We start from the raw sequence: 13320 nt of genomic DNA on the forward strand, positions 1-13320 counted from the left end.
TAACGAATCGGCAAATTGCCGAACTTCTTCCGCACTTATTTACCCAACTTCCGCGAATATTGAAATTCTTCTTTTTGTAACTATATATCCCATACTTTTGCCTCAAGAGAAACCTCCTCTTCCTTTATAGATTTTGGAGCTAACCTTTATCTATAAACCTTGAAATAAAAGTTTAACAAAAATTTAACTTTATTTTAACAAATGGGGGGGGTAAATTCTTAACTTTGCCGCGTGAAATTTATAAACAAATAACAAAAAATTAAAAAAGTAACATCTATGGGACTCTTAGACAAGAACATCACCATTACTTTTCTCGAAGGAAAAGTATCTTTAGAAGACTTATTTGAGCTATTAAAAGAAAAGCTCGGTAACAAGTATGAGGTAAAATTTCTCAAAAAAGGTAGTGCAGCCGCTCAATTTTTTGGAACTGGTAATGCTGAAGATCGCATTTTTGTAGCCAAAAACGCTTATCACCGTACGCTCATCACCACCAAATATGCTCCGATGACCGACGATATGAGCCGTGAGGATACTTACCTCGGTTTTGACCGCAGTACTATGAAAGGTTGGCTCAAAATGCTTTACTCTCAAGGAGGCTGGATAGGGCAATGGATTATCAGAACCATATACGGTAGCAACCAAGATTTTGATACCGATATCCTCGACGCTATCAACAGCAAATACCCTGTACAACAAAAAGACCAAAACGTAGGTATTTCAGCCTTGTGGAAGAAAAACAATTAATTTTAAATATAAATATCGTATGAAAAAAATCGTATTCGTAGTAGGGACAGTAATAGCCCTTTTGATTGCCGCTTGTGGTGGTAATAGCAGCTCTAAAAAAGAGGATAAGAAAATAACTTTTTCCGATAAAGATATTATCGGTGCATTGAAAACGGCTTTAGAGAAAAGTCCTTTAGCCGATAAAGAGTTTACTAGAGTACATTTTGGGAGTGAAGGTCCTATGAACGATGTGTTTAAGGATATTTCAGTTGGTTATTTTAACCCAGGTGACAAACAATTTTTCTCTCAACATGTAGATGCCCAAGGGGTAGCGGTGGGTGAACCTCAAGCTCGTCCAAAAGACAGAGATGATGAGTTCATTTTCAAAGCAGCGGATATACCTTATGCTCGCATTGGTACTGAAATACAAGAAGCAAAGAAATTTCTAGCAGAAAACAAAGATTTTGCTGATTTTCATAACTTTACTGTTTCCGAAATCATCATTGATAAACAAAGAAGAAGCAAATTTCCCAATCATATAGTAAATACCATCTATATTGATATGAACAAAAAGGGGGAATCAGAAAGTTATTACTACAGAGTCCATCTTCTAAAAACTGAAGAAGGTGGTAAGTTTGAAGTGTCTGAAAACTAATAAAAATGAATTTAACAGAAGCCCAAGAACTCGTACTAAAGGAATGTGAACGCGAAAAGAAAATCGCACTTCGCAACCTTATTCTCGTAATTGCATTGGTGGTGATTGTAATAACTCTACTCGCTGTTTTTGCTTTGCCTTTTATCAGCAAGGCACTTAGCAGCAGTGACAGCATTCCACCTCATATCAAGTATATCCTTCCCGTTGCTATTTTGCTCTCACTCTACTACCCTATAATGCGCACCCGCACTATCTTTACCCGCGCTAAAAAAGTAGATGAATTTTTCACTCTTTTGCAACAAGGTCAGGAGGTGCGCATCAATCGCGAATTAGAGTCTTACCTCACTACCGTACCTTTAGGAAAAGTGAAGTATCAGTTAGACCCTATTACCTATTTATATGTGTCTATAGGAACGCAAAACTTTGAGTTGCCTATTGCTAAATATGCAGCCCCCGAGCTAAAACGCGTGCTCAACCAGCCGCAAAATTTAGCTACTTACAACACTGTAATGCAGGAGCTTTACAGCGATGAAACAACTTCTTCACAAGCAACAGCTCCTCAAGAAACGATTGTGCTCAAACCTGTTGAAGAGTTCCGCACTTTTGCCGAAAACGAATTTGGTGCTGAACTCGCTGCTATGGAAAAAGGGCGTACCACTACCAAAAAAATGACTTATGTGCAATTCGTCTTTGCCTTTGGAGTAATAGGTTTGATAGGTTTCTTAGTCGCTTCAGGTAGATTGAGTTTTAGCAATCCTGTGAATATCTTTATCGTAATAGGTATCATCACCGTAGGGAGTTATGTGTGGGGTATGCTCTCCAAGCGATACGCTCAAAACCAACTCTCTGGCGCCGGTGATTATACCCAAGTGAAAAAGAAAATCTTTGGCAAATTAGTGAATTATATCAGTCCGCAGTTTGCTTATTACGAAAATGCACACATAGGTATAGCCGAATTTTTAGATTCGTTGTTGTTCAAAGCGGAACGTTATACCCTTAAAGGAGGTGACCAAATTGTAGGGCATTACAACGGAATGCCTTTCCAATCGAGCAATCTCAGTGTTACATTCCGTCCTAATTTTCGCAACGAAAAAGAAGGTGATGATGTAGTTTTCTACGGGAATTACTTTGTAGCACGTTCTCCCAAAAAGTTTGAACACCCTATTGTAATCCACCCCGTAAAAGGTTTCTTTAGTGACCTTAAAGACAATGAAATAGCTACTTACCTCAACCGTGGTGGAGAAAAAATACGCTTAGAAGACCCCGAGTTTCAAAAACAGTTTGAAGTGTATTGCGACGACCAGATTACAGCGCGTTATGTGCTTACTCCAGCCTTTATGCAACGCCTTAAAAAACTGAACGAACGTCACAAAGGACAAGTGTATATCGCTATTAATAAGTACAATATTGTGATTGCTACCAACGAAGGCAACGCCCTAATGCGCACCGATAATTCGCCTACCGCGATGCTCTTCCAAAAGATAGACCTCGCTATGGTAGAAAGTGTATACCGCGAACTTATAGAACAATTGCAAATGCTTGATACAATAGAAAATAGGGGATAGTGAATAGGAAATAAAAGCTTTATACTAACCCCTGGCCCCTAAAACCTGACTGCCCTATGATAACCTATATTTTAATCGCAGTAGGAGTACTCCTATTAATTTTTGTGATTGCAGCGTTCAACAGTTTGTCTAAACGCCGCAACCAGATAGAGAATGCCATTTCGTCATTAGACGCTTTGTTTATACAGCGTTCCGATTTGATACCCAACCTCATCGCCACTACCAAAGAGTATATGGCTTATGAGCAAGACACTCTCAGGCAAATCACCGAGTTGCGCCGCCCAGTGCAACCCACACTTGCCGAGAATCCTTATTTGCAACCCGATGAAGCGAGCACAACTATCAGGAATATTATGCTACAAGCAGAAGCCTATCCCGAACTCAGAGCCAATAGTCAGTTTGTGCAACTGCAACACGCTCTCAGTGATTGCGAAGAGCAATTGGCAGCGGGGCGTCGTTACCTCAGTGCTTCCATTACTGATTACAACGACCGCATTGTAGTATTCCCTTCCAATGTAATAGCTTCCCTCTTTGGCTTCAAAAAATACGAATGGCAATACGCCACCGAAGCCCAACGACAAAATGTGGATGTTGCTGGATTATTTTCTAATTAAAAATAGCGAATAGTTTTGTTTATTTACAAATAATTACTATTTTTGCCCATTATTAGTAACAAATAAAAATTGTAATACAATGAAAAAACTTAGTATTTTAGTAGGCACTATCGCTGCCTTAGTAATGACCTCTTGTGGAGGTTCCCTTTTTGGAGATGACCTCATCAGTAAAGAAGGAATAGACAAAGCCAAAGAGATACTCACCAAAGATCCTTTTGGCGACAAAGAGTTCAATTGGGTAGAACTCAAAACTAAAGAAGCTTTGAATAGCAAATTCGATGAAGTGGCAACCAGCTACTACGATCCAGCTGTTCAAAAAGATATGAAACAAACTTACAACAGCACTTCTAAATTGGGAGACCCTGAAGCCGACCAAACAGCAAGTATTAGAGCTAATGCAGGCTTAGACAAGGATAAAGAGCGTTTCAAAGTATCCGAAATTCCTTTCGATAAACTTCTATCCGAAGCACAAGACGCTCTCAAATTTTTTAGTGGTTTAGAAGAAACTGCTGAGTATGAAGATTTCAACATAAACGAAATCTCTATGAAAAAAGAAAACGGCAAACTTAAAACCGTCTTCAAAATTGATATGACTAAAAAAGGTGAAAGTTCTTATCGCCGAGGAAGAGAACGTATCACTAACTACTACGAAGTGAGAATTTTCCGCGGTGAAAATGGTGAGTGGGATTTAGTAACTGATTAACTATGAAAAAGATATTCACTTTACTATTTGCTTTTACACTCGTGGCTTGTATGCCAGGCGATAAAGGAGCGAACCTCAACAGCCCCGAAGGACTAAAAGTAACTCAAGAACTTTTGCAAAAAAACTTTGCTAAGTACAATAATATTACAGAAGTTTCGTTTGGAACTAACCGAGGTGTGATAGATATCATCACAGTGAGGTTCAATAAAGGTGAAAAAGACTTCTATGCAAATTATGTTACCTATAACGACCAAGTAAATGAAAGTGAAACAGGCTTGTCTTCTAAGCAAGGTCGCACTATTAGTTTGAGCGAGGTCAATTTATCAATAGTGCCTAATTTGATAAAGAAAGCTGAAAGCCTTATTCTTGAAAAAGATAATAAGTTCAATACTTTCCGTATGGATAAGTTGAATTATGAAGTTCAAGAAGATGGTACAGTAGAAGTTTCTTTTGTAATAGATGCTATACACCCCGCTACTTCCTACTACGGAGAACGCAAAGGTGATAAAGGGCATCTCAGTTTTGAATTTAAAGCCGATGCTAAAGGCGAAAATGTAAGAGCCACTAAAGGTTTGACAATTTAGTATCTAAAAAAGCTCATAAAAAAGCGACTCACCTTCACGCTGAGTCGCTTTTTTGTTAATTGTCAATTGTTAATTGAGCGATGTATTTCCCATCTCTTTCTTCAACGGTGTACTGGTGTTTTTCGGGGTAAAGCAATCTGAGTCGTTTCTTCAAATTATCAATGCCAATCCCTGAATTATACAAACTTTCATTCGTAGGGATAATCGTGTTCTCACTTCTAAATAGTACCTTATTCTCTTCCACTCTCAAACTGAACGACAATTCTGTTGCCTCAGTTGCCGATACGCCGTGTTTAAAAGCGTTTTCTACCAAGCTGATGAACAGCAAAGGCGCTATGGTGAATGGGGGTAGTTGCTTCGGAAAATCTACCCGTACCGTAGTTTTATCAGTCAGGCGCAATTGCATTAAGCTGATGTACTGTTGCAAGAAATCCACTTCCTCAGCAAGGCTAATTTGCTTTTGGTCGCTGTTTTGCATAAAGTGACGCATCAGTTTGCTAAGGCTGTGTACACTCTGTTGTGCCTTTTGAGGGTCAAAAGCAATAAGCGAATAGATATTGTTGAGCGCATTGAAAAAGAAATGCGGTTGAAGTTGGTATCTCAATTGAGTAAGGTCGGCTTGTAGCTTCTGAGCTTTTACTTCTTTTTGAGCGATTTCTAAAGAAAAGTTGCGCTGTGCATAACGTATTGCCATTGCAAAGACTACCGGCAAGAGGTTCGATAGGAAATCAAAATAGACAAAAGCGTGGAAAGGAGGCATTTTGTGTTTCCCCTTAAGAAGTTCAAAGTACAAAAACAGCTCATATTTGCTGTATGAAATACATAAAATGAGTGCCACTGCCACCAATATAAAAAGTATATATCGTTTTTTAAACCACAGTTTATCAATAAGCCAATAGAAACTGATGTAAAACAAAAACATCAAAAAGGGCAATGATATAAGCGAACGATAAAGCGCCTCCTCAAAGCGTTGGTTGCCTTCGGAGATAAAAATAAGGGCAGGCAAAATGCAAACCACTACCCAAGACGCTATGTGTGTTAAAAATTTCATTTAATTTAGGTAAGAGATAAGAGGTAAGAATCTTCCTCATCTTCAGGAATGTATAGGGTTGCTTGCAATTTCATATTCCTACTATTTTTAAATAACTTTTGGCAAAACTCTTGATAATTTCAGGGGAATAGTCTCCTCCTTTGGCATAAGAGATACCCATAACTTCTAAAGCTATGGCTTGACAGTGTTCCTCATTAATACTGATAGCTTTGCTATCTAATATTTCTCTAATAACAACCATACTTTTTCGCAAGTCCTCTGTTGTAGCACAAGGAGGTAAAGTTATTTTCATCAGAAATGGTACTTCACTGTGTCCTGTTGCTCTATAGGCTTCTTTCCAAAATGTATGGCAACATTCACATCTATAAAGGGTAACCCATTGTGTAGGATAAAAAGCTATCTCTTTATAAGCTATTTTACCTTGAAAGTTTTTGATTGATTCCCCCTCTACAATATCTGTTAACTGGTTACAAATACATTGTTTCATTGTATAATTTCAAAATTCTTATAATCCATTAATTTCATTTAGATTGAGGATAATATTATTGTGTTCTGATAGGTATTTTTGAAAACTGTCTTTTCAATAAACTCCAACCGAAAAGGGTATTTATCCTCTATATTGAAAGGAATAAAATGTACTTGTTTTTCCATATCAAAACGCTACTTCCATAAATTCATTTGTGTTTTCTTCCATTTGAAAAATAGAAGCAATAATATAACATTTTTGCTGTTCTCCTCTGAAAACAAAGATTTGGTCTTCATTAAAAGGAATATTCGCTTTGTTACACTCTTCTAAAATATCCATATCCTCATCAGCTATATACGAAGTAAGTGCCTCTGCTCGAAAAAACTGATGAAATTTTATAAGTTTTACATCAGCGAAATAAAGGTCTATGTTATTAGAAAAAAACGCGTTCTTACAGCTTCTTATTAACAACATAGAATGACTAATGGAATACTTCCAAAGCCTAAATTGTCTATTTTGTAAACTTATTTTCATCTGTTTTTATTATTTCTAATTGCCTATGCGGCTCGCACTATTCGTATCTGAGGGCGCTAATAGGTTCTAACTCGGCTGCTTTGCGGGCAGGATACCAACCGAAGAACACCCCTGTAATGGTACATACTAAGAAGGATATTACGATAGAATACAAGGTGATACTCACTGGCCAGCCTATGAACAGCGATACGCCTACAGTAGCTAATAAGCCAATAATTACCCCTAATACCCCCCCAGTAATGCTAATAAGCACCGACTCGATGAGGAACTGCGCCAAAATATCCTTACCCTTAGCCCCAATAGCCATACGCAAACCTATTTCCTTAGTGCGCTCTTTTACTGATACGTACATAATGTTCATAATGCCTATACCGCCCACGATGAGCGAAATGCTGGCAATAGCTACCAATAAAATAGTGAGCATCTCGCTGGTAGAGCTAAATGTACTGATGAGTTCTTGTTGCGAAAACACATTGAAATCATTCTCTTGTGTAGCCGAAAGATTATGCGTGCGCTCCAAAATCTTCTTTACTTGGTTTACTGCATTCTCCGACTGACTTTCATCTATTACAGAAGCCACAATACTCTGCAAGAACGTTTGCGCCAAAATACGCTTTTGTACTGTAGTATAAGGAGCGATAATCACATCGTCTTGGTCTTGACCAAAGTTGCTCTCACCTTTTTTGGTAAGTACGCCGATCACTTTAAAAGGGATATTCTTAAAGCGTATGGTTTGCCCAATAGGGTTTTCGCCATTAGTGAAGAGGTTCTTAGCCACTGTTTGCCCTATAACGGCTACTTTGGCAAAATTGGTAATCTCATCTTCACCAAACATACTCCCCTCAGCCACACTCCATTCGCGTATGGGCAAATATTCGGTATTCACTCCGTAGATAGAGGTAGGCCAGTTGTTGCCCCCTGCTATACTTTGTCCGTTGCCACTCACTACGGGCGACACATATTTTAGTAGAGTACCTTCTTTTTTAAGGGCTTCGTAATCCGTCATTTTGAGTGATTGCATATCGCTCATACTCATACGCACGCCGCCCATCATACCTGCCCCTGGACGGATATTGAGCATATTAGTACCCATTTTAGAGATATTCTCCTTGATGCTCTTTTTAGAGCCCTCGCCAATGGCAAGCATTGTTATCACTGAGCCCACCCCAATGATGATGCCTAGCATTGTAAGCATAGCCCTTGTTTTGTTAAGCAAAAGGGCGCGCCACGCTATTTTAAAAAGATTTTGTATATTCATAGTGTTAATTAGCAAATTAGAAAATTAGCAGATTGGCAAATTCTGTGAGACTAGAAAGGTTCTCCGATGATACGGGTTTTATACTCGCCTTTTACTATTTGCCAACACACTTCGTAAACATAGGCACCATCACCATTGTGTGCAATGATATAAAGGATATCGTCTTCCTTATCATAATATACCGTATTATTATACGGATATACCCATACTTCGTACAAATCATCATAGGCACTTTTAGGGATAGATACGTTTTTGCCGTTGATAGTTACAATGATACTCTTGTAGTGGTTTTCAGGTATAAAGTCCGCACCTTGAGCTCTCTTACCATCAATGATTAACTCCTCATAACCTCCCTGGTCTTTCTTAGTAATCTTGTGTTTAGTTTTATCAAATAGCTGTCTAGTAAGAGTAACGCTAATGCCCTTTTCAGCAATGGTGATACTATTCTCAGTTTCTTTCTTTTTACCTTTGCCAATAGAAGGAAATTCGTATATCTTCTTCAGGCGACTTTTATGCACATAGCCTTTATCTACAGCAATCCAATTAAAAAATATCTCTTCACCAGTTTCATCATCTGTAGTATCAAATAAAGTATATACAAGCGTGTTGTTAGGCAAAGTGCCTACAATTTTGCTTTTTACGTTTTCTTTAGCGCGAATGTTTACATAGCCGTCTTTGTCTTTTACTACCGCATAATCTCCAAAAGGACCTTGTGCAAAGGCGTTGGTCGTAAGGACGAAGAATAAAATAAGTAAGTGTTTCATATTCAATAGATAATTTATAATGAGTTTTTTTATCAAGTTATTTGTTACTTTCTATACTTATATAAGTATCGTTTGAAAGTTTTTTAATAGATTTCAGATGTACTCTCTACCCAATTTAAAATGCTAATAGTAAATGTTGGCAATCCTACTTCTTTTTTAAAGTGGTTCTCCCACTATACGGGTTTTATACTCACCTTTTACTATTTGCCAACACACTTTATAAGCATTGGCACCATCACCATTGTATGCAATGATATAAAGGATATCGTCTTCCTTATCATAATAAGCAAAATTATTATCCGTATAAAGCCCTATCTCATACAAATCATCATAAGCACTTTTAGGGATAGGTACGTTTTTGCCATTGATAGTTACAGTAATATTCTTGTAATGGTCTTGAGGTAGTGAATCGTCTCCTCCATATATTTCTTTACCATCAATGATTAATTGATCATAACCTCCCAGGTCTTTCTTAGTAATCTTGTGCTTGGTTTTATCAAATGGCTGTTTGATAAGGGTTACGCTGATGCCTTTACCAGTAATGGTGATACTATTACCCTGCTCTTTAGCCCTGCCAATAGATGGAAAGTCTTGTACCTTCTTTAGGCGACTTTTATGTACATAGCCTTTATCTACAGCAATCCAATTAGGAGGAGTAGGTTCATCTTCCCAAAAATAAACATTCATAAGGGTATTAGCAGGTAGCGTACCTACAATTTTGCTTTTTACATTTTCTTTGGCGCGAATGTTTACATAGCCGTCTTTATCTTTTACTACGGCATAATCTCCAAAAGGACCTTGGGCAAAGGCGTTGGTCGTGAGGAGGAAGAATAAAATAAGTAAGTGTTTCATATTCAATTGATAATGAGTTTTTTTATCAAGTTATTTGTTGCTTTCTATACTTATATAAGTATCGTTTGAAAGTTTTTTAATAGATTTCAGATGTACTTCTATTTCTTATCCAGTTTTTTATTATATCAGCAGCTCTTGCTTCATCATTTTTACTTTTAGCCATATCTGTTAATGAAATATAGTCCTGATTGTCTATTGTAGCTAAAGATATTTCAACATCTTGTACTTTAAGTTTATTATTTGTTGGTGTCATATATTTGGTAATTTTTAGTTACATCATTAAAGTGGTAGTCCTATAATACGGGTTTTATACTCTCCTTTTACTATTTGCCAGCACACTTCGTAAGCAAGATACCCATCGCCATTGTGTGCAATGATATAAAGTACATCATCTTCCTTATCATAATACGCAAAATTGTTAGTGTCCCAAATGCCAATCTCATACAAATCATCATAGGCACTTTTAGGGATAGGTACGTTTTTGCCGTTGATAGTTACAGTAATACTCTTGTAATGGTCTTTAGGTAGGAACTCATCATTATCTCGTCCATATATTTTCTTTCCATCAATGATATATTCACTATACTCTTTGTGTTTTTTCTTGGTAATCTTGTGTTTAGTTTTATCAAATGGCTGTTTGGTAAGGGTTACGCTAATGCCTTTACCAGCAATGGTGATACTATTGCCTTGCTCTTTACCTTTGCCAATAGAAGGAAATTCGCTTATCATCTTTAGGCGACTTTTATGTACATAACCACTATCTATATGTACCCAATTAGAAGGATTAAATTCCTCATCAAGAAATTCATATACAAGTGTGTTGTTAGGCAATGTACCTACAATTTTGCTTTTTACGTTTTCTTTGGCGCGAATGTTTACATAACCGTCTTTGTCCTTTACTACGGCATAATCTCCAAAAGGACCTTGCGCAAAGGCGTTGGTCGTAAGGAGAAAGAATAAAATAAGTAAGTGTTTCATATTTAATAGATAATTGATAATGAGCTATTTGTTAAGTTGTTTATTGCTTTCCATACTTATATAAGTATCGTTTGAAAGTTTTTTAATAGATTTCAGATAATCTACTTTGTCTAAAACAGCACGTTGTTCTTTGATGGTTTCTACTAAAATTTTAAAACGTTCTTCTTTGGTAATATTGTGTTTAATCAGAGAAGCATTAAGACTCTCTATATTGCTGAGTATAGCTAATTCATTAATACTGGCGATGTCCCTTATATTTTCACCCTTTAATGCTCTTTCAGGATTAGCTGTTTTCCATTGTTTAGCCGTACAGCCAAACATAGCGAGATTTAGCAAATCGGCTTCATCGGCATATACAAAGGCATCTTTTAGGTCAGAAAGAGTAGGAAGTATATAGTTTTTAACAGCATCTGTATGGATATGATAGTTAGCCTTGCTTAAAATCCTTTTCACATTCCATTCCAAATTGTATTGATTGCTCTCTAACTCTTTGAGACGTTGATATTCTTTTATCAGATATAGTTTAAAAACAGGACTTATAGCTGCTCCAAATTCAAAAGCAATATCTTTATGGGCATAAGTTCCTCCGTATTTTCCTTTTCGTGATAAAATTCCAATAGCATTTGTACTCTCTACCCAATTTGAAACGCTAATAGTAAATGTTGGCAATCCTGCTTCTTTTTTAAAGTGGTCGAATTCGACCACTTTAAAATTAGGGTTATAAAGTATTTCCCAAGTACCTAAAAATTCTAATGTACTTCTATTTCTTATCCAGTTTTTTATTATATCAGCAGCTCTTGCTTCATCATTTTTACTTTTAGCCATATCTGTTAATGAAATATAGTCCTGATTGTCTATTGTAGCTAAAGATATTTCAACATCTTGTACTTTAAGTTTATTATTTGTTGGTGTCATATATTTGGTAATTTTTAGTTACATCATTAAAGTGGTTGTCCTATAGTTGTTCTCCGATGATACGGGTTATGTACTCGCCTTTTACTATTTGCCAGCACACTTGGTAAGCTAAACCAGCTTCGCCATTAACTGCATAAATATAAAGTGCTTCAGCTTCCTCATCGTAATATATAAATCTGTTTAAATATCTGTCATATAAAATTCCATGCAAATCATCATAAGCACTTTTAGGGATAGGTACGTTCTTACCTTTCATAGTTACAGTAATACTTTTGTAATGGTCTTGAGTTAGTGAACCGGATTCTCCATATATTATTTCTTTACCATCAATGATTAATTGTTCATAACTTCCCTGGCCTTTCTTAGTAATCTTGTGCTTGGTTTTGTCGAACTTCTGTTTGGTAATGGTTACTTTTACGTCCTTATCATCAAAGACGAGACTATTGCCTTGCACTTTTCCTTCTATAGCACGAAAGTCAAATATTTTTTTCAAGCGACTTTGATGCACATACCCTTTATCAACTTCAATCCAGTTAGTAGGGTTAAATTCTTTATCAAAGAAACCATACACAAGTGTATTGTTAGGCAAAGTGCCTACAATTTTGCTTTTTACGTTTTCTTTAGCACGAATGTTTACATAGCCGTCTTTATCTTTTACTACGGCATAATCTCCAAGAGGAGTTTGCGCAAAGGCATTGGTCGTAAGGAGGAAAAATAAAATAAGTAAGTGTTTCATATTTAATAGATAATTGATAATGAGCTATTTGTTAAGTTGTTTATTGCTTTCCATACTTATATAAGTATCGTTTGAAAGTTTTTTAATAGATTTCAGATAATCTACTTTGTCTAAAACAGCACGTTGTTCTTTAATGGTTTCTACTAAAATTTTAAAACGTTCTTCTTTAACAACATTGTTTTTAATCAGAGAAGCATTAAGACTCTCTATATTGCTGAGTATAGCTAATTCATTAATACTGGCGATGTCCCTTATATTTTCGCCTTTTAATGCTCTTTCAGGATTAGCTGCTTTCCATTGTTTAGCCGTACAGCCAAACATAGCGAGATTTAGCAAATCGGCTTCATCGGCATATACAAAGGCTTCTTTTAGGTCAGAAAGAGTAGGAAGTATATAGTTTTTAACAGCATCGGTATGGATATGATAGTTAGCCTTGCTTAAAATCCTTTTCACATTCCATTCCAAATTGTACTGATTGCTCTCTAACTCTTTTAGACGTTGATATTCTTTTACTATGTATAGCTGAAAAATAGGGCTAATCCACATAGCAAAATGAAAAGCAATATCTTTATGTGCATAAGTACCTCCATATTTTCCAGCCTTTGAAACAATACCTATAGCATTAGTCCTCTCAATCCATCGTTTAACCGACATATAGAAGCGATTAACCCCTGCTTCATTTTTAATTCCCCCGAATTCGGGGGAATTAAAATTAGGATTGCTTAACTCCTCCCAAACACCTAAATACTCAATCGTATTCTTATTGGTAAGCCATTTCTCTATCAAACGACTTCCCTCTTCCTGATTTATAGTCATATCAGTTAAACTTATATAATCAGCTTCATTAATCACTCTGATATTTATTTCAACATTTTGTACTTTAAGTTTATTATTTGTTGGTGTCATATATTTGGTAATTTTT

General features: G+C 36.5%; 17 protein-coding genes. 6 read left to right on the forward strand and 11 right to left on the reverse strand.

The features are described 5' to 3' along the window. Positions 1-276 precede the first annotated feature (276 nt). The 6 genes from I7X29_RS11330 to I7X29_RS11355 all read left to right on the forward strand — a co-directional run bounded on the left by I7X29_RS11330 (position 277) and on the right by I7X29_RS11355 (position 4844). Complete coding sequence (locus I7X29_RS11330) at positions 277-744, forward strand: hypothetical protein (protein WP_198474796.1); 468 nt, start codon at positions 277-279, stop codon at positions 742-744. Between the two features lie 19 nt (positions 745-763). Continuing rightward, positions 764-1378 carry a hypothetical protein gene (locus tag I7X29_RS11335; protein WP_198474798.1) on the forward strand — a complete coding sequence of 205 codons (615 nt, stop codon included), beginning with the start codon at positions 764-766 and terminating at the stop codon, positions 1376-1378. A gap of 5 nt (positions 1379-1383) precedes the next feature. Further along, positions 1384-2943 (forward strand): DUF3137 domain-containing protein, encoded by a 1560-nt coding sequence (locus I7X29_RS11340; RefSeq protein ID WP_198474800.1) that lies wholly within the window; start codon positions 1384-1386, stop codon positions 2941-2943. Positions 2944-2999: 56 nt separating this feature from the next. Next, the gene (locus tag I7X29_RS11345) at positions 3000-3557 is read left to right on the forward strand and encodes a LemA family protein (RefSeq protein WP_088594900.1); all 558 of its coding nucleotides are present in this window, start codon (positions 3000-3002) and stop codon (positions 3555-3557) included. 79 nt (positions 3558-3636) lie between these two features. Then, a complete protein-coding gene (locus I7X29_RS11350; protein WP_198474802.1) occupies positions 3637-4260 on the forward strand; it encodes a hypothetical protein in 624 nt (207 codons plus the stop codon). A gap of 2 nt (positions 4261-4262) precedes the next feature. Continuing rightward, positions 4263-4844, forward strand: coding sequence for a hypothetical protein (locus I7X29_RS11355; protein ID WP_198474807.1), 582 nt, complete (start codon positions 4263-4265; stop codon positions 4842-4844). A gap of 55 nt (positions 4845-4899) precedes the next feature. Here I7X29_RS11355 and I7X29_RS11360 read toward each other — a convergent pair whose 3' ends face one another. The 11 genes from I7X29_RS11360 to I7X29_RS11410 all read right to left on the reverse strand — a co-directional run bounded on the left by I7X29_RS11360 (position 4900) and on the right by I7X29_RS11410 (position 13304). Next, positions 4900-5895, reverse strand: a complete 996-nt coding sequence (locus tag I7X29_RS11360) for a sensor histidine kinase (protein ID WP_198474809.1) — start codon at positions 5893-5895, stop codon at positions 4900-4902. A gap of 70 nt (positions 5896-5965) precedes the next feature. Continuing rightward, on the reverse strand, positions 5966-6187 hold the full coding sequence (locus I7X29_RS15685) for a succinylglutamate-semialdehyde dehydrogenase (protein WP_198474956.1): 222 nt from the start codon (positions 6185-6187) through the stop codon (positions 5966-5968). 360 nt (positions 6188-6547) lie between these two features. Then, on the reverse strand, positions 6548-6895 hold the full coding sequence (locus I7X29_RS11370) for a hypothetical protein (RefSeq protein WP_198474812.1): 348 nt from the start codon (positions 6893-6895) through the stop codon (positions 6548-6550). Positions 6896-6932: 37 nt separating this feature from the next. Further along, complete coding sequence (locus I7X29_RS11375; RefSeq protein WP_095899066.1) at positions 6933-8153, reverse strand: ABC transporter permease; 1221 nt, start codon at positions 8151-8153, stop codon at positions 6933-6935. Between the two features lie 50 nt (positions 8154-8203). Then, entirely contained in the window at positions 8204-8917 is a 714-nt protein-coding gene (locus I7X29_RS11380) for an SH3 domain-containing protein (protein WP_198474814.1), read from the reverse strand. A gap of 156 nt (positions 8918-9073) precedes the next feature. After that, positions 9074-9769, reverse strand: a complete 696-nt coding sequence (locus I7X29_RS11385; protein ID WP_198474817.1) for an SH3 domain-containing protein — start codon at positions 9767-9769, stop codon at positions 9074-9076. Positions 9770-9845: 76 nt separating this feature from the next. Beyond that, positions 9846-10022 carry a KilA-N domain-containing protein gene (locus I7X29_RS11390; RefSeq protein ID WP_198474819.1) on the reverse strand — a complete coding sequence of 59 codons (177 nt, stop codon included), beginning with the start codon at positions 10020-10022 and terminating at the stop codon, positions 9846-9848. A gap of 26 nt (positions 10023-10048) precedes the next feature. Next, positions 10049-10747, reverse strand: coding sequence for an SH3 domain-containing protein (locus I7X29_RS11395; protein WP_198474821.1), 699 nt, complete (start codon positions 10745-10747; stop codon positions 10049-10051). Between the two features lie 24 nt (positions 10748-10771). Next, on the reverse strand, positions 10772-11662 hold the full coding sequence (locus I7X29_RS11400) for a KilA-N domain-containing protein (protein WP_198474823.1): 891 nt from the start codon (positions 11660-11662) through the stop codon (positions 10772-10774). A gap of 40 nt (positions 11663-11702) precedes the next feature. Further along, complete coding sequence (locus I7X29_RS11405) at positions 11703-12398, reverse strand: hypothetical protein (protein ID WP_002668422.1); 696 nt, start codon at positions 12396-12398, stop codon at positions 11703-11705. A gap of 24 nt (positions 12399-12422) precedes the next feature. Continuing rightward, positions 12423-13304, reverse strand: a complete 882-nt coding sequence (locus I7X29_RS11410; RefSeq protein ID WP_198474824.1) for a KilA-N domain-containing protein — start codon at positions 13302-13304, stop codon at positions 12423-12425. Positions 13305-13320 lie beyond the last annotated feature (16 nt).

It is taken from the genome of Capnocytophaga periodontitidis (assembly GCF_016126015.1).
Taxonomy (GTDB): domain Bacteria; phylum Bacteroidota; class Bacteroidia; order Flavobacteriales; family Flavobacteriaceae; genus Capnocytophaga; species Capnocytophaga periodontitidis.

Coding starts and splice junctions, on each gene's coding strand:
- I7X29_RS11330 (WP_198474796.1), top strand. CDS start 277: ATGGGACTCTTAGACAAGAACATCACCATTACTTTTCTCGAAGGAAAA.
- I7X29_RS11335 (WP_198474798.1), top strand. CDS start 764: ATGAAAAAAATCGTATTCGTAGTAGGGACAGTAATAGCCCTTTTGATT.
- I7X29_RS11340 (WP_198474800.1), top strand. CDS start 1,384: ATGAATTTAACAGAAGCCCAAGAACTCGTACTAAAGGAATGTGAACGC.
- I7X29_RS11345 (WP_088594900.1), top strand. CDS start 3,000: ATGATAACCTATATTTTAATCGCAGTAGGAGTACTCCTATTAATTTTT.
- I7X29_RS11350 (WP_198474802.1), top strand. CDS start 3,637: ATGAAAAAACTTAGTATTTTAGTAGGCACTATCGCTGCCTTAGTAATG.
- I7X29_RS11355 (WP_198474807.1), top strand. CDS start 4,263: ATGAAAAAGATATTCACTTTACTATTTGCTTTTACACTCGTGGCTTGT.
- I7X29_RS11360 (WP_198474809.1), bottom strand. CDS start 5,895: ATGAAATTTTTAACACACATAGCGTCTTGGGTAGTGGTTTGCATTTTG.
- I7X29_RS15685 (WP_198474956.1), bottom strand. CDS start 6,187: ATGAAAATAACTTTACCTCCTTGTGCTACAACAGAGGACTTGCGAAAA.
- I7X29_RS11370 (WP_198474812.1), bottom strand. CDS start 6,895: ATGAAAATAAGTTTACAAAATAGACAATTTAGGCTTTGGAAGTATTCC.
- I7X29_RS11375 (WP_095899066.1), bottom strand. CDS start 8,153: ATGAATATACAAAATCTTTTTAAAATAGCGTGGCGCGCCCTTTTGCTT.
- I7X29_RS11380 (WP_198474814.1), bottom strand. CDS start 8,917: ATGAAACACTTACTTATTTTATTCTTCGTCCTTACGACCAACGCCTTT.
- I7X29_RS11385 (WP_198474817.1), bottom strand. CDS start 9,769: ATGAAACACTTACTTATTTTATTCTTCCTCCTCACGACCAACGCCTTT.
- I7X29_RS11390 (WP_198474819.1), bottom strand. CDS start 10,022: ATGACACCAACAAATAATAAACTTAAAGTACAAGATGTTGAAATATCT.
- I7X29_RS11395 (WP_198474821.1), bottom strand. CDS start 10,747: ATGAAACACTTACTTATTTTATTCTTTCTCCTTACGACCAACGCCTTT.
- I7X29_RS11400 (WP_198474823.1), bottom strand. CDS start 11,662: ATGACACCAACAAATAATAAACTTAAAGTACAAGATGTTGAAATATCT.
- I7X29_RS11405 (WP_002668422.1), bottom strand. CDS start 12,398: ATGAAACACTTACTTATTTTATTTTTCCTCCTTACGACCAATGCCTTT.
- I7X29_RS11410 (WP_198474824.1), bottom strand. CDS start 13,304: ATGACACCAACAAATAATAAACTTAAAGTACAAAATGTTGAAATAAAT.